This window comes from Nonomuraea sp. CX421 (assembly GCF_059358955.1).
In genome coordinates this window covers 67753-86282 of sequence record NZ_JCADBK010000007.1, presented here as the reverse complement: position 1 = coordinate 86282, position 18530 = coordinate 67753, and the positions used below count along the sequence as shown (strand labels likewise).

Annotated in this window: 22 protein-coding genes; 12 read left to right on the top strand and 10 right to left on the bottom strand. The window is 71.1% G+C overall.

Going from position 1 to position 18530, the window contains the following annotated elements:
* Positions 1-3: 3 nt before the first annotated feature.
* On the bottom strand, positions 4-285 hold the full coding sequence (locus AC5L3X_RS15330; protein WP_494857536.1) for a hypothetical protein: 282 nt from the start codon (positions 283-285) through the stop codon (positions 4-6).
* A gap of 28 nt (positions 286-313) precedes the next feature.
* Here AC5L3X_RS15330 and AC5L3X_RS15325 point away from each other — a divergent pair, with 28 nt between their 5' ends.
* The gene (locus AC5L3X_RS15325; protein WP_494857535.1) at positions 314-1033 is read left to right on the top strand and encodes a hypothetical protein; all 720 of its coding nucleotides are present in this window, start codon (positions 314-316) and stop codon (positions 1031-1033) included.
* The gene (locus AC5L3X_RS15320; protein ID WP_225263019.1) at positions 1026-1583 is read left to right on the top strand and encodes a DNA-3-methyladenine glycosylase I; all 558 of its coding nucleotides are present in this window, start codon (positions 1026-1028) and stop codon (positions 1581-1583) included. Before AC5L3X_RS15325 ends, AC5L3X_RS15320 begins: the two co-directional genes overlap by 8 nt.
* Positions 1584-1890: 307 nt before the next feature.
* Here the strand turns inward: AC5L3X_RS15320 and AC5L3X_RS15315 are convergent, their stop codons facing one another.
* Positions 1891-2667: an enoyl-CoA hydratase-related protein gene (locus AC5L3X_RS15315; RefSeq protein ID WP_189124222.1), complete on the bottom strand. Its 777-nt coding sequence runs from the start codon at positions 2665-2667 to the stop codon at positions 1891-1893.
* Complete coding sequence (locus tag AC5L3X_RS15310) at positions 2664-3467, bottom strand: PaaX family transcriptional regulator (RefSeq protein ID WP_494857534.1); 804 nt, start codon at positions 3465-3467, stop codon at positions 2664-2666. The genes AC5L3X_RS15315 and AC5L3X_RS15310 overlap by 4 nt, the downstream gene beginning before the upstream one ends.
* A gap of 152 nt (positions 3468-3619) precedes the next feature.
* Between AC5L3X_RS15310 and AC5L3X_RS15305 the strand changes: the two genes are divergently transcribed.
* Together AC5L3X_RS15305 and AC5L3X_RS15300 are read left to right on the top strand one after the other, a co-directional pair.
* Positions 3620-3787: a DUF3117 domain-containing protein gene (locus AC5L3X_RS15305; RefSeq protein ID WP_020545024.1), complete on the top strand. Its 168-nt coding sequence runs from the start codon at positions 3620-3622 to the stop codon at positions 3785-3787.
* Between the two features lie 75 nt (positions 3788-3862).
* Positions 3863-5272: a leucyl aminopeptidase gene (locus AC5L3X_RS15300; RefSeq protein ID WP_494857533.1), complete on the top strand. Its 1410-nt coding sequence runs from the start codon at positions 3863-3865 to the stop codon at positions 5270-5272.
* Here the strand turns inward: AC5L3X_RS15300 and AC5L3X_RS15295 are convergent.
* Positions 5269-5907 (bottom strand): O-methyltransferase, encoded by a 639-nt coding sequence (locus AC5L3X_RS15295; RefSeq protein WP_494857532.1) that lies wholly within the window; start codon positions 5905-5907, stop codon positions 5269-5271. The genes AC5L3X_RS15300 and AC5L3X_RS15295 overlap by 4 nt on opposite strands.
* Positions 5908-6068: 161 nt before the next feature.
* Between AC5L3X_RS15295 and sigE the strand changes: the two genes are divergently transcribed.
* The 4 genes from sigE to AC5L3X_RS15275 all read left to right on the top strand — a co-directional run bounded on the left by sigE (position 6069) and on the right by AC5L3X_RS15275 (position 9566).
* The gene (gene sigE / locus AC5L3X_RS15290; protein ID WP_189124226.1) at positions 6069-6710 is read left to right on the top strand and encodes an RNA polymerase sigma factor SigE; all 642 of its coding nucleotides are present in this window, start codon (positions 6069-6071) and stop codon (positions 6708-6710) included.
* A 1-nt stretch (position 6711) separates the two neighbouring features.
* Positions 6712-7242, top strand: coding sequence for an anti-sigma factor family protein (locus AC5L3X_RS15285; RefSeq protein ID WP_189124227.1), 531 nt, complete (start codon positions 6712-6714; stop codon positions 7240-7242).
* A 183-nt stretch (positions 7243-7425) separates the two neighbouring features.
* Positions 7426-9048, top strand: coding sequence for a S1C family serine protease (locus tag AC5L3X_RS15280; RefSeq protein WP_494857531.1), 1623 nt, complete (start codon positions 7426-7428; stop codon positions 9046-9048).
* A gap of 152 nt (positions 9049-9200) precedes the next feature.
* Positions 9201-9566, top strand: coding sequence for a sec-independent translocase (locus AC5L3X_RS15275; protein WP_189124229.1), 366 nt, complete (start codon positions 9201-9203; stop codon positions 9564-9566).
* A 57-nt stretch (positions 9567-9623) separates the two neighbouring features.
* Here AC5L3X_RS15275 and AC5L3X_RS15270 read toward each other — a convergent pair whose 3' ends face one another.
* Positions 9624-10760 (bottom strand): Mrp/NBP35 family ATP-binding protein, encoded by a 1137-nt coding sequence (locus AC5L3X_RS15270; protein ID WP_189124230.1) that lies wholly within the window; start codon positions 10758-10760, stop codon positions 9624-9626.
* Between the two features lie 157 nt (positions 10761-10917).
* On the opposite strand from AC5L3X_RS15270, the gene AC5L3X_RS15265 reads away from it, so the two are divergent.
* Complete coding sequence (locus AC5L3X_RS15265) at positions 10918-11388, top strand: MarR family winged helix-turn-helix transcriptional regulator (RefSeq protein ID WP_225263017.1); 471 nt, start codon at positions 10918-10920, stop codon at positions 11386-11388.
* Here AC5L3X_RS15265 and AC5L3X_RS15260 read toward each other — a convergent pair.
* Both AC5L3X_RS15260 and AC5L3X_RS15255 read right to left on the bottom strand, forming a co-directional pair.
* The gene (locus AC5L3X_RS15260) at positions 11372-11842 is read right to left on the bottom strand and encodes a DUF1003 domain-containing protein (RefSeq protein WP_494857530.1); all 471 of its coding nucleotides are present in this window, start codon (positions 11840-11842) and stop codon (positions 11372-11374) included. The genes AC5L3X_RS15265 and AC5L3X_RS15260 overlap by 17 nt on opposite strands.
* Positions 11839-13044: a magnesium transporter MgtE N-terminal domain-containing protein gene (locus tag AC5L3X_RS15255; RefSeq protein ID WP_494857529.1), complete on the bottom strand. Its 1206-nt coding sequence runs from the start codon at positions 13042-13044 to the stop codon at positions 11839-11841. The genes AC5L3X_RS15260 and AC5L3X_RS15255 overlap by 4 nt, the downstream gene beginning before the upstream one ends.
* A 94-nt stretch (positions 13045-13138) precedes the next feature.
* Between AC5L3X_RS15255 and AC5L3X_RS15250 the strand changes: the two genes are divergently transcribed.
* Complete coding sequence (locus AC5L3X_RS15250) at positions 13139-14080, top strand: EamA family transporter (protein ID WP_494857528.1); 942 nt, start codon at positions 13139-13141, stop codon at positions 14078-14080.
* Positions 14081-14178: 98 nt separating this feature from the next.
* On the opposite strand, the gene AC5L3X_RS15245 is transcribed toward AC5L3X_RS15250, so the two are convergent.
* Positions 14179-14547, bottom strand: coding sequence for a hypothetical protein (locus AC5L3X_RS15245; RefSeq protein WP_225263012.1), 369 nt, complete (start codon positions 14545-14547; stop codon positions 14179-14181).
* Positions 14548-14604: 57 nt separating this feature from the next.
* Between AC5L3X_RS15245 and AC5L3X_RS15240 the strand changes: the two genes are divergently transcribed.
* Positions 14605-15543 carry an HpcH/HpaI aldolase/citrate lyase family protein gene (locus AC5L3X_RS15240; RefSeq protein WP_494857527.1) on the top strand — a complete coding sequence of 313 codons (939 nt, stop codon included), beginning with the start codon at positions 14605-14607 and terminating at the stop codon, positions 15541-15543.
* On the opposite strand, the gene AC5L3X_RS15235 is transcribed toward AC5L3X_RS15240, so the two are convergent.
* Both AC5L3X_RS15235 and AC5L3X_RS15230 read right to left on the bottom strand, forming a co-directional pair.
* Positions 15540-16085, bottom strand: a complete 546-nt coding sequence (locus AC5L3X_RS15235) for a DUF6529 family protein (RefSeq protein ID WP_189124234.1) — start codon at positions 16083-16085, stop codon at positions 15540-15542. The genes AC5L3X_RS15240 and AC5L3X_RS15235 overlap by 4 nt on opposite strands.
* The gene (locus AC5L3X_RS15230) at positions 16082-16816 is read right to left on the bottom strand and encodes a hypothetical protein (protein WP_494857526.1); all 735 of its coding nucleotides are present in this window, start codon (positions 16814-16816) and stop codon (positions 16082-16084) included. The genes AC5L3X_RS15235 and AC5L3X_RS15230 overlap by 4 nt, the downstream gene beginning before the upstream one ends.
* A gap of 100 nt (positions 16817-16916) precedes the next feature.
* Here AC5L3X_RS15230 and AC5L3X_RS15225 point away from each other — a divergent pair, with 100 nt between their 5' ends.
* Positions 16917-17912, top strand: coding sequence for a CPBP family intramembrane glutamic endopeptidase (locus AC5L3X_RS15225; RefSeq protein ID WP_494857525.1), 996 nt, complete (start codon positions 16917-16919; stop codon positions 17910-17912).
* The last annotated feature ends 618 nt before the right edge of the window (positions 17913-18530 follow it).

Sequence of the window (18530 nt, the reverse complement as noted above, 5' to 3'; positions counted from 1 at the left end):
CCGTCAGGCGAGACCGCGACGGGTGAGGGCGGGTGGGCGGCGACCGGCCAGCGACTCGGTCATGTCCAGGGCGAGCCGTACCTGATCGGTATGTTCCGTGACGAAGACCTGCGCGCCGTGCCAGCAGTAGATCGCGGCCGCCGCGAGCGCCGCGTCGAGCTCGTCGGGCAGCGTGACCAGCACGGTCGCGCCCGTCCGCGCCAGCGCGGACGCCTGCGCGGGCGAGGCCGCCGGAGTCCAGGTGGGGTCCAAAGGCTCACCGGGCGCGACAACTGCGGGACTCATGCCTCGATGGTATGAGTACGATGCCAATGTGCTGGTCATACTCGCCATCGCCGCGCTCGCCATCCTGGCCTGCGTCGTGCTGGTATCCCTTGGCAGGGGCGGTGAGCTGACCGAGTTCCCGCCGGACGTGCCGCCTCTCGACCTGCCCGAGCCGGGGCAGCTGACGGCGGTCGACTTCATGGCGTTGCATCTGCCGGTCAACCTCGTCGGCTATCACACGCAGAGCGTCGACGAGACGCTGCGCCGGGCCGCCAACGCGATCAGCGCCCGCGACACCAGGATCGCGGTTCTGGAGCAGCGGGTCTCCGAGCTGCTGTCGAGCCGGTTGCACGCGCGGCAGGAGGTCTACGCCGCCCCCGGTGGCGGCCTGCGCACCGACCACGAGCCCGAGGCGCCCGCCGCGTCCATGGAGCTGCCTGAGGCGGGCGATCCCGTCCCGTCCCTCGACACCGCCGCCCTGGCGCCGTTCGCCACGGGCTCCGAGCTTCCGTTCGCCACCGGCTCCGAGCTTCCGGTCCCCAACGGCGTCGAGCGCCGCGGCCCCGAAGCCGTCCGGGCCGACGACCTCCCGGACACCCAGGCTGATATCCCGGTTTCCCAGGCGGACATCCCTGCTGCTCAGGCGGACACTCCGGCCGCTCAGGCCGACATTCCGGCCGACACGAAGGACGCGCCGGACGGCGAGGCGGGGCGCGACGGCGACGACTCCCGTGGCAGCGGTCCCGGTGGAGGGACGCCTCGTGAGTGAGGTGGTGCGGTGCGCCTGGGCGGGCATCTCCGATCCGCTCTACCTCGCCTACCACGACGACGAGTGGGGCCGGCCGGTCCGAGGTGACGACAGAGTCTTCGAACGGGTGTCGCTGGAGGCGTTCCAGTCCGGGCTGTCGTGGCTCACGATCCTCCGCAAGCGTGACAACTTCCGCGCCGCCTTCGACGGGTTCTCGATCCCGAAGGTGGCCGCCTACACCGAGTACGACGTCGAGCGGCTGCTCCGCGACGCCGGGATCGTCCGCAACCGGGCCAAGGTGGAGGCGGCGATCAGCAACGCGCGGGCCGCGCTCGACCTGCCCGGCGGGCTGTCCGAGCTGGTGTGGCGGCACGCCGACCCGGACGCGCCCGTGCCGAGGGCGATGTCCGACGTCCCCGCCGTCACCCCCGGCTCCGTGGCGCTGGCCAAGGAGCTGAAGCGGCACGGGTTCAGGTTCGTCGGTCCCACCACGGCCTACGCGCTGATGCAGGCCATCGGCCTGGTCAACGACCACATCGAGGGGTGTGTGGCCCGCGCCGGGAGTGCCTGATCACTCCCGGCCGCCGGTGTCGCGGCCCGGCGGCGCACGGCCCGGTGTCCCGCGGCACGTCGCGCACGGTCCGGCGGCGCACGGCTCGGCGGCACGCGGCTCGGCGGCGCACGGCCCGGTGTCCCGCGGCACGTCGCGCACGGTCCGGCGGCGCACGGCTCGGCGGCACGCGGCTCGGCGGCGCACGGCCCGGTGTCCCGCGGCACGTCGCGCACGGTCCGGCGGCGCACGGCTCGGCGGCACGCGGCTCGGCGGCACGCGGCCCGGCGGCACGCGGCCCGGCGGCGAGGTCGCCCCTACGGGCCGGTCAGCGGCCGTGGAAGACCGGCCGCTCCTTGGCCAGGAAGGACTTGGTCGCGTCCTGGTGGTCGCGGGTGGCGACGCACTCGTCCTGCAGGTCGGCCTCCACGCGCAGGGTTTCGGACAGCGAGTGCGTGGCCGCGTGGGCCAGTGCCCGCTTGGTGGCCGCGTACGCCAGGGTGGGGCCCTGCGCCAGCCGTACGGCCAGCTCCTGGGCGGCCTTCGGCAGGTCGTCGGCGGGCACCACGCGCGAGACCAGGCCGAGTTCGAGGGCGCGGGCGGCGTCGACCGGCTCGCCGAGCAACAGCAGCTCGGCCGCCCGCCCCTGGCCGACGAGCCGTCGCAGCGTCCAGGAGGCGCCGGAGTCGGGCGCCAGGCCGATGCCCGTGAACGCCATCGCGAACTTCGCCTTGTCCGAGGCCACCCGCAGGTCGCAGGCGAAGGCCAGCGCCGCGCCCGCGCCCGCGGCGACGCCGTTGACCGCGGCCACGACCGGCTTGTCCATGGTGGTGATCAGCTCGACGATCGGGTTGTACTGCTCGCGCACGGTGTTGGCCAGGCCGCGGCCGGCCTCCAGGTTGGCGGCGTGCTCGCGCAGGTCCTGACCGGCGCAGAAGGCCCGGCCCGAGCCGGTCAGCAGCACCGCCCGCACCTCCGGGTCGCCGGCCGCCCGGCGCACCGCCTCCAGCAGCGCGGCCTTCACCTCGGACGTCAGCGAGTTCATCGCATCGGGGCGGTCGAGGGTGACGGTGGCGACGGCGTCGGTCACGTCATAGCGGATCACGATAACTCCCTGTCGACGAACGCGGCTGCTGCGGGCAGCAGGCGGGCTGCCTCCTGCTCGAAGTAGGATCTGGCCTTCTCCCCAGGCCAGGCGGGTGGCAACAGCTCGGGGGTCAGGCCGGGGTCGCGGAACAGGAAGTTGCGCCACCCGTGCACCAGTCTGCTCCTGGTCGCGAAGACCTGATCGGCGGGGGCCCCGTCGGGGAGCGCCCCGACCAGCGTGACAGCCTCCGACAGCCAGTGCTCGTACGCCTCGCCGATCGCCGTCAGGTCCCAGGCCCGCGACACCAGCTCCTGCGAGACGCCCTCCAGGGCCGCGTCGAACCTGTCGGCCCGCACCCCCTCGCCGTCGAGGAGGTTGTCGAGCTCTGGGGAGGAGCGCGGGCCGATCCAGGCGGTCTCGGACAGCGAGGCGTAGCCGAGGAAGGTGAGATCGGCTCTCAGCCGCTCCCGGCGCTGGCGATCCTTCACCGGTTCGAGCACGATCAGGTGCCAGCGTCCGTGCCAGCTCGGTGTTCCGGCTCGGTAAATTCTCAGTGCGGCCTCGTCCAGCCGCCTGACGCACTTGGGGGTGAGCCCGTAGCCGGGCCCCTGAGGCAGCCTGACCGGTCGCAGCCAGCCCTGCCTGACCATCCGTGAGACGGCGGTGCGCACCGCCGGAGCGGCGATTTCCAGGGGCTTCATCAGGCGTACGAGAGCGGCCACGGACGCCTGCCCGCCGCGCGTGCGCAGGTGGTCTCCGTAGAGGTCGAAGAGGGCGGCGCGAGCATGCACGAAGTCCAGTTTGAACGTCTTGGCCACCGTGGACAACGCATTCTGGGAGGAGATCGTTACCCATGAGGGCTCTCGATGCGGGAGAATAGGACATCACAGAAGACGTGAATGCGCCGCCCTCCCTAACGGGCGGTCGAAATCGCGGGCCGCGGGAGCCCAAGGCAGGAAGGGATGCACGCATGGCGGCGATGAAGCCGCGGACCGGCGATGGTCCGCTCGAGGTCACCAAGGAAGGGCGCGGCATAGTCATGCGGGTCCCCCTGGAGGGTGGCGGCCGGCTCGTCGTGGAGATTTCCGCCGACGAGGCAAAGGCGCTCGGTGAGGCGTTGAAGAACGTCGTCGGCTGAGAGCTCCCGAGACAACCTGACCCCACGGCCCTGGCGTTCGCGCCAGGGTCGCTGACGTTCGAGGAGAATGTTCCCGTGCCGATTGAGACCACTGCGTCGGTGGTCACCGACCTGCCCGCGGACGCCGAGCTGGTGGCCGTCCCCTATGCCCAGGACCTGATCCCGTCCCGCGCGCTCGACCTGCCGGTGCCGGTGGCCGACCTGCTGGCCCACTACGAGGCCAAGGGCGAGCCCGGCGAGGTCGTGGACGTGCCCGTGGCGCGCGGGAGCGGGGTCGGCCGGGTGCTGCTCTACGGCGTCGGCGACGGCTCGCCACGCGCGCTGCGCAAGGCCGCGGCGGCGCTGACCCGCCGGGTCAAGGGGCGCGCGGAGCTGGCCGTGGTGGTGCCCGACGGCGACGTGGCGGTGTTCGCCGAGGCCGCGCTGCTCGCCGCCTACGCCTATCGCATCGGCGCGCCGGGCAAGACGCCCGTCGGCGCGCTGAGGTTCGTCGGCGCCGACGAGGCGTCCGTACGCCGCGCCCAGGCCGTCGCCGAGGCCGTGGCGCTCGCCCGTGACCTGGCCAACACGCCCTCGTCCGTGAAGAACCCCGCCTGGCTCGCCGAGCGCGCCGCCGAGCAGGGCGTGCCCACGCGGATCTGGGACGAGGAGCAGTTGCAGGCGGGCGGCTTCGGCGGCATCGTGGCCGTCGGCCGGGGGTCGGCCAGCCCGCCCCGGCTCATCCAGCTCTCCTACACCCCGGCCGAGCCCGCCGATCGGCACGTGGTGCTGGTGGGCAAGGGCATCACGTTCGACTCGGGCGGCCTGTCGCTCAAGCCGACCGAGAACATGAAGACCCAGAAGACCGACATGGCGGGCGGCGCCGTGGTGATCGCCGTCCTGGGGGCGCTGGCCGCCCTGGGCGCGCCCGTACGCGTCACCGGCCTGATCGCCGCGGCCGAGAACATGCCGTCCGGCACCGCCCAGCGGCCCAGTGACGTGATCACGCACTACGGCGGCCGCACGGTCGAGGTGCTCAACACCGACGCCGAGGGCAGGCTGGTGCTGGCCGACGCGCTCGCCTACGCCGACGCCGAGCTCGACCCCGACGCGGTCGTCGACGTCGCCACGCTCACCGGGGCCATCACGGTCGCCCTCGGGCGCAACGTCGGAGCCGTCTACTCCACCGACGACACGCTGGCCCGCGAGCTGGTCGACGCCGGGCAGGCCACCGACGACCGGCTGTGGCGCATGCCACTGATCGACGACTACGCGCCCGCGCTGGAGTCGCCGATCGCCGACCTGTCCAACGTCGAGAGCGGCTCCACCTTCGGGGCGGGGTCCATCACGGCGGCGTTGTTCCTGCGGGAGTTCGCGGGCAAGCGGCCGTGGGCGCACCTCGACATCGCGGGCGTCGGCCGCAGCACCGTCGACGAGGGCACCCTCAGCAAGGGCGCGACGGGGTTCGGGGTGCGCGTGCTGCTGGAGTGGCTCACCCGGGGCTAGTCGGCGATCTTGACGGCGGCGAGCAGGCCGTCGCCGAGCGGCATCAGCAGTGAGCGGAGGCGGTCGTCGCCCTGCACGAGCTTGCCCAGCTCGCGGAGCGCGACCGTCTCCGGGTCGCGCTGGGACGGGTCGGCGACGCGGTTGTGCCACAGGGCGTTGTCGAAGGCGACGATGCCCCCGACGCGCAGCAGTCGCACGGCCTCGGCGAGGTAGTCGGAATACTCCTGCTTGGCCCCGTCGGCGAACACGAGGTCGTAGCCGCCGTCGGAGAGCCTGGGCAGAACGTCGAGCGCGCGGCCCGCGATGAGCCGCACCCGGCCGCCGGAGAAGCCCGCCTCGGCGAATGCCTGCCTGGCCAGCCGCTGGTGCTCGGGCTCCACGTCGACACTGGTCAGTGTGCCGTCGGGGCGCATGCCCCGGAGCAGCCAGAGGCCCGAGACGCCGCAGCCGGTGCCGATCTCGACGACCGACTTGGCGTTGACCGCCGTGGCCAGGAAGCAGAGCGCCGCCCCGCCTCCGGGAAGGATGGGGGTGGCGCCCATCTCCAGGCCGCGCTGCCGCGCCGCGTACAGGATCTCATCCTCGTGATGGAACTGCTCCGCATAGGCCAGAGTGGCCTCTACCGGACTGGTCATCGGCCTCCTCCCCCCACTTTCATGCGATTGGTCACCGGTCGCAGCCTAGGGGAGACACGCCCGGACGGGAACTCAGGAGCGCCCTCCGGCGTTGCAGGTTTAAACGGGCTTTGCCGGTCCGGAAGGCAGGCAGTACGCACGAAGGGACGAAACCAGGCACTATGGCGGTAGCGGTGGTCCCAGAGAGAGGAGTGCTGGTGGACGATAGTGACCACCAGGCCGATACTCCCATGTCTGATTGGACGCCTCCCACCTGGGAGGAAGTGGTGCGGACTCACTCCGCCCGCGTATATCGACTGGCGTACCGGCTCACCGGCAATGTCCATGACGCCGAGGATCTCACGCAAGAGGTCTTCGTCCGGGTTTTCAGGTCGTTGTCGAGCTACACGCCCGGCACGTTCGAGGGCTGGCTGCACCGGATCACCACCAACCTGTTTCTCGACATGGCGCGGCGCAAGCAGCGCATCCGGTTCGAGGGTCTCGCCGACGACGCGGCCGAGCGGTTGCGCGGCCGTGAGCCGTCACCGGCCCAGGCCTTCGACGACGCCCACTTCGAGCCCGACGTCCAGGCCGCTCTCGACGCGCTCACTCCCGACTTCCGGGCGGCGATCGTGCTGTGCGACATCGAAGGGCTGTCGTACGAGGAGATCGCGGCCACGCTCGGCGTCAAGCTGGGCACTGTCCGGAGCCGTATCCACCGTGGCCGGGCGCAGTTGCGGGAGGCGCTCGACCACCGGGCACCCCGTAATTCACAACTCCCCCCGCCAGCATTCCCGTCGGGGACCCGTGGGGAGGAAGTCTGATATGTCACATCTTGGAGAACGCGTATCCGCGCTGGTGGACGGTGAGCTCAATCACACCGAACGCGAGCGTGCCCTGGCTCACCTAACCTTCTGCGCGGAGTGCAGGCGCGAGGTCGAGTCGATGCGGGCGCTGAAGTCGCGCCTGCGGTCGCTCGACGACATGGTCATGCCGGCCGATCTCACCATGTCGCTGTTGCGGATGTCGGAGCCGGGCGGCCCGCTGCCGCCCCGGGAGCGGCCTTTCCCTACCCGGACGTTCGGCGGGGTGCCCATCCCGGGCCCCTACAGCATCGCCCCGCTGGACAACCGCCCGCGCAGGGACGCGACCGGCGGCGCTTCCGGCCCTGGCCGTGGAGCTAGACGGCGCTCGACCTACGTCGCCGTGGGCGTGGTCTCGGCGGCCGTCGCCCTCGGCACGTTCTTCGCCGCCTCGGGAGTGGGGCAGACCACCCCCAGCCCGCCGGTCGAGCTCTTCAACCAGCACCGGCCCGCGACCCCGCAGGTCACCACGCCGCCGATGCCCACACCCTGACCTTGGCCCGGTGAGCTGGGATACTCGGTTGGCGTAGTCGGCGGTGACGGGGGCATACGATCTGGGTTCGGGTTTTGTCAGGTGTGCCCACTTTCTGGGGGCATCCTTGACAATTGCTTTACGACCCTCGTATGCCGATCGCGCCAGGATTGCGGTGTCCGAGCAAGGAGTGGTGAGAGTTAGATGACCGACGAGACGCGCCCCAACGAAGGACGCACACCGTCGGACTTCCCCGGCTCACAGGGGCGACCGGAGTTCCTGCCCGCTGATGAGCATCCGGAACAGCCCGGTTGGGGATCCGAGACGAGCTCGTTCGGTCTCTGGAGCGATCCGTCAGGTCGTTCCGCCGGCACGGAGATGTACGGCCCGCCCGACCGGCCGTACATGACCGCCTCCCACGGTGAGCCGTCGGGCCCGCAGTCCGGTTCCCAGCCCGGTCCGCAGTCCGCGCAGGGGCCTCTCGGTGACCCGTCCGGCCCGCAGCCCGCTCAGGGCGGCTTCGGAGACCCGTCGGGCCCGCAGTCGACGCGCGCCTACGAGAGCCCCTTCTTCGGCACCTCGGCCGGCCCGCCTCCCTACGGCGGCGAGGTGCCCCCGCCGCCTCCGCGCGGCGCGCTCGGGATGGGGCAGGGGTGGGCGCCGCCGCCCGGGTCACCGGGCGCGGCCACGGCCAGGCGCGGCCCGAGCGTCAGTCTGATGGTCGTCCTGGCCGTCGTCATCGCCTTGCTGGCCTCCTTGCTCGGCAGCGTCGGCACCTACCTGCTGACCAGGAGCGGCGACGGCACCGACCCGTCCTACAGCCTCGGTCCAGCTCCCAGCGGCGCCGTCAACCGGCCTCCCGACTCGGTGGCCGGCGTGGCGTCGCGCGTGCTGCCCAGCGTCGTCTCGCTGGAGGTCGGCAACGGCAGCAACACCGAGGGCGCGACCGGCTCCGGCTTCCTGATCAAGAACGGCTACGTGGTCACCAACAACCACGTGGTCGCCATGGCCGCCAAGGGCGGCGAGATCCGGATCATGTTCAACAACCGCAAGACCACGACCGCCCGCATCGTGGGCCGTGACCCCGGCTCCGACCTGGCGGTGGTCAAGCCGGAGGAGACGTTCGGCACCCCCGAGATCACCCTGGGCAACTCCGACCAGGTGGTCGTCGGCGACCCGGTCATCGCGGTCGGCTCGCCGCTGGGCCTGTCCGGCACGGTCACCACGGGCATCGTCAGCTCCCTCAACCGCCCGGTCATCGCCGGAGACGAGAGCGGCACGTCCGCCGAGGAGCCCGCCTACATCAGCGCCATCCAGACCGACGCCGCCATCAACCCCGGCAACTCGGGCGGACCCCTGGTCAACGGCAAGGGCGAGGTCGTGGGGGTCAACTCCGCGATCGCCACGTTGAGCCGCTCACTCGGCAGCCAGAGCGGCAGCATCGGCCTCGGGTTCGCGATCCCGGTCAACCAGGCTCGCCGCGTCGCCGAGGAGCTCGTCAGCACCGGCAAGGCCAAGCGCCCCAAGATCGGCATCGTGCTGGACCGCGACTACAAGGGCGAGGGCGTCCGCATCACCACCGACCGGGTCGACGGCCGGCAGCCGGTCGACGCCAACGGGCCGGCGGCCAAGGCAGGCCTCAAGGAGGGCGACGTGCTGATGGAGATCGACGGGCTCCGCCTGCAGGACGGCAACGAGCTCATCGCGCTGATCCGCAGCAAGGCCCCCGGCTCCCAGATCACCGTCAAGTACCTGCGCAACGGCGAGGAGCGCACCGCCACTCTGACCGTGACGGCCGACGACGAACCCGTCGCCACACCGTCCTGATCCGGATGCGCGACGGGTCACCGCCCTGGACGGAGCTGTCCAGGTTTGGGATCGTCAGCGTGGGTGGGCGCCCGAGCTGTCCCGGCTAGCCCTTAGTCTGGGATTTGACCGGGGTCGTCCTCGGAGCTATTTCACTGCGGTAGGAGCTCACCGTGTTCGGACTCGGCTGGATGGAGATCGGAGCGCTGATCGTCATCGCGCTGCTCGTCTTCGGTCCGGATAAGCTGCCCCAGGTGGCGTCACAGGCGGGCGAGACGCTGCGCAACCTGCGCCGGATGGCCAACAACGCGCGCGAGGACCTGCGTGCCGGGCTGCCGCCGGAGCTCTCCAACTTCGACCCCGCCGACCTCAATCCGCGCACCTTCGTCCGCAAGCACCTCCTGGACGACGTGGAGAAGGACTGGAACGGCAGGCCTCGGGAGCTGGAGCCCGCTACGGCGGCCTACGTCGCGGAGGCGGAGCCGGTCGACCCGTTGGGCTATGGCGAGATCCCGCCGTACGACTCCGAGGCGACCTGACGCCCGCGAAACACGGCGGGCCCGCTCGCGGACGAGCGGGCCCGAAGCGAAAGGGCGTCAGCGGTTGGGCGACAGACCCAGCTGCAGGCCCTTGATGCTGGACGAGCGCTTGCTCAGAGCCGCCGCGATCGAGCGGAGCTCGGCGGCGGCGGGAGAGTCGGGATCGGTCAGCACGAGCGGCTTGCCCTCGTCGCCGCCCTCGCGCAGCCGCAGGTCGATCGGGACCTGACCGAGCAGCGGCACCCGGGTGCCGAGGGTGCGGGTGAGCGCGTCGGCGACCGTCTGGCCACCGCCCTCGCCGAAGACCGAGATGCGCTCGTCGCAGTGGGGGCAGGGCAGCCACGCCATGTTCTCGATGACGCCGGCGATCTGCTGGTGCGTCTGGGCCGCGATCGAACCCGCCCGCTCGGCCACCTCGGCGGCGGCCATCTGCGGCGTGGTCACGACGAGGATCTCGGCCGACGGAAGGCGCTGGGCCACCGAGATGGCGATGTCGCCGGTGCCCGGAGGCAGGTCGAGCAGGAGGACGTCGAGATCGCCCCAGTAGACGTCGGCGAGGAACTGGTGGAGCGCCCGGTCGAGCATCGGCCCGCGCCACACCACCGCGCTGTTGCCCTCGGGCTTGAACATGCCGACCGAGATGACCTTGATGTCATGCGCCACCGGCGGCATGATCATGTCCTCGACCTTGGTCGGCCGGTCGGAGGCGCCCAGCATGCGCGGGATGCTGTGGCCGTAGATGTCGGCGTCGACGATGCCGACCTTGAGGCCGCCCGCGGCCATGGCGGCGGCCAGGTTGACCGTCACGGACGACTTGCCGACGCCGCCCTTGCCGCTGGCCACCGCGAAGACCCGGGTCAGCGAGCCCGGCTGGTTGAAGGGGATCTCCTTCTCGGGCCCCCGGTCGCCGCGGAGCTTGGTCTGCAGGGTCTTGCGTTGCTCGGTGCTCATGACGTCGAGCTCGATCTCGACGCCTGTGACACCGTCGAGGGCGGTGATCGAGGCGGTGACGTCGCGGCGGATGGTGTCCTTCATCGGGCAGCCGGCGACGGTGAGGTAGACGCCGACGCGTACGACTCCGTCGGGGGCGATGTCGATGCTCTTGACCATGCCGAGATCGGTGATCGGGCGACGGATCTCGGGGTCGATGACGGTGGCGAGCGCTGCCGTCACCTGTTCCTGGGTTGGTGCCATCGAAGTCTCGGCACGAGGGAGTGCCGTCCCTCCTTTGTCGTCTATGTAGGACAGGCGCTGCACGCCAGTGAGGATGCCCCTCCATGGTATGAACCAGTGCCCCGGCACGGTTAATCCAAGCTGTTTGGGTGTCCGTGCAACGTTCTAAGGTTACTCCGTGACTCTTCTGCACGACGAGAGCCTCACCGCCGAGGAGCTGACGGTCTGGCGGATGCTGCAGCGAGCCCAGATGCGGGTCACCCGCCATCTTGAGGCGGAGCTGCTCGTCGCCCACGACCTCGCCCTGGCCTCCTACGACGTGCTGCTCCAGCTCGCGGAGGCGCCCGAGCGGCGGCTGCGGATGAACGACCTGGCGGGCAGGGTGCTGCTGTCCCGCAGCGGCCTGACGAGGCTGATCGACCGGCTGCAGCGTGACGGGCTGGTGGAGCGCGAGGCGTGCGCGAGCGACGCGCGCGGTCTCTACGCCGTGCTCACCGACACCGGCGCCGCCCGGCTGGCCCAGGCGACTCCCACCTATCTGGGGGGCATCAGGAGCCAGTTCCTCGACCTGCTCGCCCCCGGCGAGATCGAGCAGGTGCGCGTGATGCTGGCCAAGCTGGCGGCGCTCGACCTCACCGGCGCTCCCTGAGCTCCTCCAGCAGCCGCTGCACCTCGGAGTGCAGATAGTCGCGGGTGGCCACCTCGCTCAGGGCCATCCGCAGCCCGGCGATCTCGCGGGTCAGATACTCGATCTCCGCCTGGTTGCGCTCGGCCGCCTCGCGGTCCTGCTCGTACTGGACGCGGTCCCTGTCGGCCTGGCGGTTCTGCGCCAGCAGGATGAGCGGTGCGGCGTACGAGGCCTGCAGCGACAGCATGAGCGTGAGGAAGATGAACGGATAGGGGTCGAACCGCAGAAGTTCTGGGGCGAAGACGTTCCAGATCCCCCAGATCCCGACGAAGACCGTCATGTAGACGAGGAACCTGGCGGTGCCGAGGAACCGGGCGATCTGCTCGGCGAGCCGGCCGAAGGTCTCCTGGTCGTAGCGCGGGCGCAGTGTGCGGCGTAGATCGCGGGGCTGGTCGAGACGGTCGGTGCTGGTCACGGGTGCAGCCTTTCGCGCCAGTCCTTCGGCAGCATGTGGTCGAGCACGTCGTCGACCGTCACCGCGCCGACCAGCCTGCCCAGCTCGTCGACGACCGGAGCCGCCACGAGGTTGTAGTTGGCCAGGTAGGCGGCCACGTCGGGCAGCCTGAGCTCCGGCCTGATGGGGTCGATCGAAGGGTCGAGCGCGGCCCCCAGGAGGGTGGAGGGCGGGTCGCGCAGCAGCCGCTGGAAGTGGCTCACGCCCAGGTAGGCCCCGGTCGGGGTCTCGGTGGGCGGTCGTGTCACGTAGACCTGGGCGGCGATGGCCGGGGTGAGGTCCTTGAGCCGGATGTTCGCGAGGGCCTCGGCGACCGTGGCGGTCGGGGGCAGGATCACGGGCTCGCTGGTCATCATGCCGCCGGCGGTGTCCTGGGGGTAGGTGAGCAGCCGCCGCACGGGGGCCGCCTCGCCCGGCTCCATCAGCGCGAGCAGCCGGGCCGCCTCCTCGGGAGGCAGGTCGTGCAGCAGGTCGGCGGCGTCGTCGGGGCCCATCTCCTCCAGGACGTCGGCCGCCCGCTCGGGCTCCAGCGTGCTGAGGATGCCGATCTGGTCGCGGGGCGGCATCTCCTCCAGCACGTCGGCGAGCCGGTCGTCGTCGAGCGCGCGGGCGACCTCGAGCCGCCGCTTGCCGGACAGCTCGTGCAGGGCGCTGGCCAGGTCGGCGGCGCGCATGGACTCGAAGGAGGCGATCAGCCCGGCGGTGCCCTGGTCCTTCTGCAGCACGTCGAAGCCGGCCACCTCGCCCCAGTCGACGACCCTGGCCTCGCGGCGCCGCCTGCCTCGGTAGACGGCCACGCTGGTGATCTCCCAGGTCGAGGTCTTCGTCTCCTCCATCGCCACGTCGTAGACGGTCATCTGCTGGCCGCCGACGGTCACGGCGAGGTCGAGCATCTCGCCGACGACGAGCGTCTCGGTGGTCCGCTTCTCGAACCTGCGGACGTTGAGCTTGCCGGTGAAGATCACGGCGCCCGCCTCGATGCCGCGCACGCGGGTGATGGGCAGGAAGACGCGGCGGCGTGGCTGCACCTCGACGACCATGCCGTGGACACTTGGCGGACGGGAGCCGCGCAGGCCGACGACGACGTCCCGGATGCGGCCGATCTGGTCGCCCGCGGGGTCGAAGACCGAGGTCCCGGCCAGGCGGGCCGCGAAGATCTTCACGTGAGCAGGCTAACAGTGGCGCGGCGTTGCGCCTGGAACGCCCTACGTGTCAGGATCATGCGTTGCTAACGGTACTTACTCTGGATGGTGCGGCATGCGGAATGCCGGTCTCGCCTTCGCGCTGGTCTCAGCGTCCTGTTTCGCCTTCTCCGGACCGATGGGAAAGTACCTCATCGAGGGCGGCCTGACCCCGATCGAGGCCGTGTGGTGCCGTATGGCGGGCGCCGGGTTGCTGTTGTTCGCCGTCCTCGCCGTGCTGCGACCCGCCGCGCTGCGGATCCCCCGCTCCCGGCTGCCGTTCTTCGCGCTGTACGCGATCGTGGCCGTGGCCGGAGTGCAGTCGCTGTACTTCGTGGCCATCACCCGGCTGCCGGTGGGAATCGTGCTGCTGCTGGAGTACATGGCGCCGGTGATGGTGGTCATCTGGGTGCGGTTCGTCCGGGGCGTCAGGCTGGCCCGCGCCGCCTACCTCGGGGCCGTGGTGGCCGTGGCGGGGCTGGGCATCGTCGTGGAGGCGTGGGACGGGCTCCGGCTGGACGGGCTCGGCCTGCTGCTGGGCCTGGTGGCCGGGGCGTGCTGCGCCGGATATTTCCTGATGAGCGATAGCTTCGGGGACGATATCGACCCGCTGGGGCTGATCGCCTGGGGCATGATCGGAGCGGCCGTGGTGCTCGTCCCGTTCGCCCGGCCGTGGGGCATCCCGTGGGAGTCGTTCACCGTCTCGGCCGCGCCGCAGGGCGGGGTCACGCTGCCGGTGCTGGGGGCGTACCTGTGGATGGTGCTGATCGCCACCGTGACGGCGTACATCCTGGGCGTCAACGCGGTGCGGCGGCTGTCGGCGGCGGTCGGGGCCACGGTGGCGTCGCTGGAGGTCATCGGCGGCGCGCTGGTCGCCTGGGCGCTGGTGGGCGAGACGCTGGGCGTCTTCCAGGTCATCGGCGGCCTGATCGTCCTGTCGGGCGCCCTGCTGGCGCAGACCGCCTCGGCCCGCCGCTCACCGGCGCCGGGGGTGGCCGAGCCGGTGCGCGTGACCTGAGACCCGTGGCCGCTCAGAGCCGGCGCCCAGAGCGGGTGGCCAGAGCGGGTGGCCAGAGCGGATGCTCAGGTTGCGGGCGCTTCAGGCTGTGGGCGACTTCAGGCTGTGGGCGTGAGGCGTAGCACCGTGGACTCCCGCGCCCACCGGTCGGTCAGGTGGACGCTGTCGGGAGCGTTGAGGCGCTCCTTGGCCAGCGCGGCGACGGCGTCGGGCTCGGCGGCCTGGTCGACCACCCGGACCGCGGCCTCGAACTCCACCAGCCGGGCGCCGTTGTCCTTGCTGCGCAGCGTCACGCGCACCCGGTCGAGGGCGTCGAGCCCCGGCAGGACCTGCTCGCCACCCCCGGTGACGAGGTAGATGCCGCCGTCGTGCCAGGCGTGCCAGGCCAGGCGTGGACGGTCGAGGGTGAGCCAGAGGATGCCCGACTTCTTGGCGCCCTCCTCGATGGCCACGGTGTTGTCGCTCACAGCAACGACTGTAACCCCGGCCCGAAAGCTGTGGAGCGTCCCCGTTAACGTGTGCGCATGCGCTCTCGTCGTTCTGTGCTCGCGGTGCCCGGCAGCAACCCCCGCTTCCTGGAGAAGGCCCAGGGCCTGCCCGTCGACGAGGTCTTCCTCGACCTGGAGGACTCCGTCGCGCCGATGGCCAAGGAGGAGGCGCGCAAGAACGTCGTGACCGCGCTGCGCGAGGGCGACTGGACCGGCAAGACCCGCGTGGTCCGGGTCAACGACCTGTCCACGCAGTGGACCTACCGCGACGTGATCGAGGTCGTGGAGGGCGCGGGCGCGCACCTCGACTGCCTGATCCTGCCCAAGGTCCAGGACTCCACCGAGATCGTCTGGCTCGACACCCTGCTCACCCAGATCGAGCGGACGATGGGCTTCGAGGTCGGTCGCATCGGCGTCGAGGCGCAGATCGAGAACGCCCGCGGCCTGGTCAACGTCGACGCGATCGCCGGGGCGTCCCGCCGGATGGAGGCGTTGGTGTTCGGCCCCGCCGACTTCATGGCGTCGGTCAACATGCGGACCCTGGTCGTGGGGGAGCAGCCGCCCGGCTACACCGAGGGCGACGCCTACCACTACATCCTGATGCGGCTGCTCATGGCGGCCCGGATGCACGACCTCCAGGTCGTCGACGGGCCCTACCTGCAGATCAAGGACGTCGACGGGTTCAGGCGGGTGGCCCGGCGAGCCGCCGCGCTCGGCTTCGACGGCAAGTGGGTGCTCCACCCGCTGCAGGTGGACGCGGCCAACGAGGTGTTCTCACCCGGCCAGGAGGACTACGACCACGCCGAGCTCATCCTCGAGGCGTACGAGTACTACACGACGGTGGAGAAGCGCGGCGCGGTCATGCTGGGCGACGAGATGATCGACGAGGCCTCACGCAAGATGGCGCTCGTCATCGCGGCCAAGGGGCGGGCCGCCGGGCTGGCCCGCACCAGGACGTTCAGCCCCGAGGGTTAGATCTTCAGCCCGATCGTGGTGAAGAACCAGAACGACGAGGTCAGCCAGAGCCCGACGAGCAGGGTGAACGTGAGCCCGCCCAGCACGGGCAGCGACCAGCCCGGCAGGCCGCGCTTGGGCAGGGCGAGCAGCTTGGCGGTCAGCACCCCGTAGAAGAAGCAGCCGAGCAGCGAGTGCGCGAGCACCCGGGGCACGTCGTACTGCAGGCCCAGGGCGTACAGACAGTGGAACGCGACGGGGATGGTGAGCAGGAAGGCCAGCCGGCCCGACCAGCGGTGTACGGCGGGCGGGATGGAGATCCCGAGCCTGCCCCACATCGACAGGGCGGAGACCACCTGGACGAACGCCAGCACGAAGGCGCCAGTGGTCAGCCAGGCCTTCATCGGGAGCGCGGCGGAGAAGCCCGCGGGGCCCACCGCGAACCCGGTGGGCGTGTGGACCCTCCCGTAGACGCCGAGCGCGATCATCACCAGGCCGCCGGCCAGCAACGGCACGACCAGCGGGGTGAGGCTGTGAGAGGGCTGCCGCGTGGTGGTGGTCATCGCATCTCCTGGATGAAGCCGTCGACGTCCTTGGGGTAGAGGGTGGCCTGGTCGACGGTCACGGGGGCGGTGGGTTGCTCGCTGTTCAGCTCGGGGACGTCCAGTTGCCTCTCGTCCACGAAGGCGGTGCCCACCTGCGTGAAGCCGCCCTGCGGCCGGGCCAGCATGATCCAGCCCGCGCGGATCCTGGCACCCCTGACCTGCGCGGTCGCGCGGTAGAGGCCGGAGGGCTTCTTGACCGTCGGGGCGTCGAAGTTCCACTTCTTGCCGCCGACCTTCAGCCAGCCCTTGGCCTTGCCGCCGCCGAGCGTCGCCCCGGCCTCGGCGCCGCCGAAGCCTTCGAGGCCGACCTTGCCGGCCCCGGCGGTGCCCTTGAACCAGGCCTCCGTCCTGCCGTCACAGAAGTAGCCGATGGCCTTGCCGCCGCGGATGGAGATCGCGATGAGGCCGCCGTTGCCGGGGACGCGGCCCGCGTAGTCGATCTTCGTCGCGGTCGTCTCGGTCGGGGTGGGCTTGGCGCTCGCGGACGGCTCCCCGGCGGGCGGCGTCGCGTCGCCGCTGGTCGCGGGGTTCTCGGCGGGCTCGCCCGCGGTTTCGGGCGCGGTTTCGGGCGCGGTGCCGGTGGCGGCGGTGGGGTCCGCCGCGGGTGTCGCGGTGGTGCTGGCGACACCGAGCCCGGCGGCGAGCACGGCTCCGGCCGCCAGGGTGATGACAGGTCCCAGCCTTGACATTGGATTGCTCCCAGGGTCGAGATGTGTACCTCCCCGAGCATCCGCTCAAATGGCCGGTCCGTCTGTGAACTAATGCGCATCAGGTGGACACAATGTAAAGATGCAGGAGAACCCAGGACCCCAGTTTCCGTCCGGCCCTCGGCCGCCGGAAGGGCCCGCCTATCCCTATCCGCCGGCGCCGCGGCCCACGCCCTGGTTCCTGCCGATCCCGCGCGGCGCCAGGTACGACCAGCTCGCCCGGACCCCTGACACCCGCCTGTGGCGGCAGATCGTCGGCACGATCATCCTGGCCGGCGGGTTCCTGCTGGTCGGTGTATTCGTGGTGTTCGGGGGAGTGGTGGTCGCGACGCTCCTGGGCGTCTCCTCGCCGATGCGGCCCGGCAGCTACTTCGGCGATCCGGTCTTCGAGCTGGTGGTGTTGCTGCTGTCGATCGCGCTCGTCCTGCCGCTGGTCTTCGGTACGGTCGCGCTGGTGCAGCGGCGCCGGCCCGGGACTCTGTCCTCGGTCGCCGGGCGGCTGAGATGGGCGTGGGTGCTGCGCTTCGCCGCGCTGGGGGTGCTGGCCCTCGCGCTCGGGCAGACGGCGCAGGTGATCGCGCTCAGCCTGACGGGAGCGGAGACCTCCGACTTGTTCGGGTGGGTCGGCTGGGGCGCCTTCCTGCCCGCGCTCGTCGCCATGGTGCTGCTGGTGCCGGTCCAGGCGGCGGCCGAGGAGTATCTCTTCCGTGGATGGGTGTTGCAGGCGTTCGGGGCGCATCTGCGCAATCCGGCGTGGGGAATTCTGATCGGGGCCGGGATCTTCGCGTCGTTGCACGGATACACGTGGGTGGGGCTGATCGACGTGTTCAGCTTCGGGGTGGTCATGGGGTGGCTCGCGGTGCGGACCGGGGGGCTGGAGGCCGCGATCGGGCTGCACGTGGTCAACAACATGGTGGCCTTCGGGCTCAGCGCCGCCGCCGGCAGGCTGGAGGAGGCGTTGCAGCAGGGGGAGGTGCCGTGGCAGTCGCTGGTGGGGACCGTGGTGCAGCTGGGCGTCTTCACGGTTGGGGTGCTCTATCTGGCCAAAAAACGGTCGATCGGCACTATTTCCGGATAAACGGTGCCGGGGTTCCGGGAATCTCGCTAGAGAGGTCTCGCCATTCCGGCCCAGGCATGCTGATCTGGATCCTGTGGGGGTGGCGAGGATGGCGGAGGTGATCATCTCTGTTCGACGGGGTACGAGTAGACGCGTGCCGATATTCCATGCTGTTGGTGCATGGAGCCTGAAACAGGCACATCAACTGAACGAGCACCCCTGGAACGGTCCCAGCGGCCTTTGGGAGGGCTCGGTCATTGCCCGGTTGACCAGGTTGGACCCGCTCGACAAGCGCGACTAGGAGGTGCGCCGCGTGGCCTCCGGCCCCAGCGACCCGCCACGGCGACTGCCGGATGACGACGACCCGCGTTCCGACGAAGGCACACCCGCCTCGGAGTCGCACGGCCAGGGCGCGTCGCCGTCTCCTCACGAGCCCCGGATCCGGCACTCGCCGCCCGGGCCCACCGACGACCGGGCCAGAGGCTTACCCCTGGCCTCTCCCTGGGGTCTGCCGCCCTTCTCCTCGCCCACTCCGGACGATGACGAGCCCGCGGAACCTCCGAGAGGACGCAGGCCGTACAGCTCCCCGACGGCCGAACCCGAGACCGAGCAGCGGCGCCACCCCCGGCGCCAGGTGAA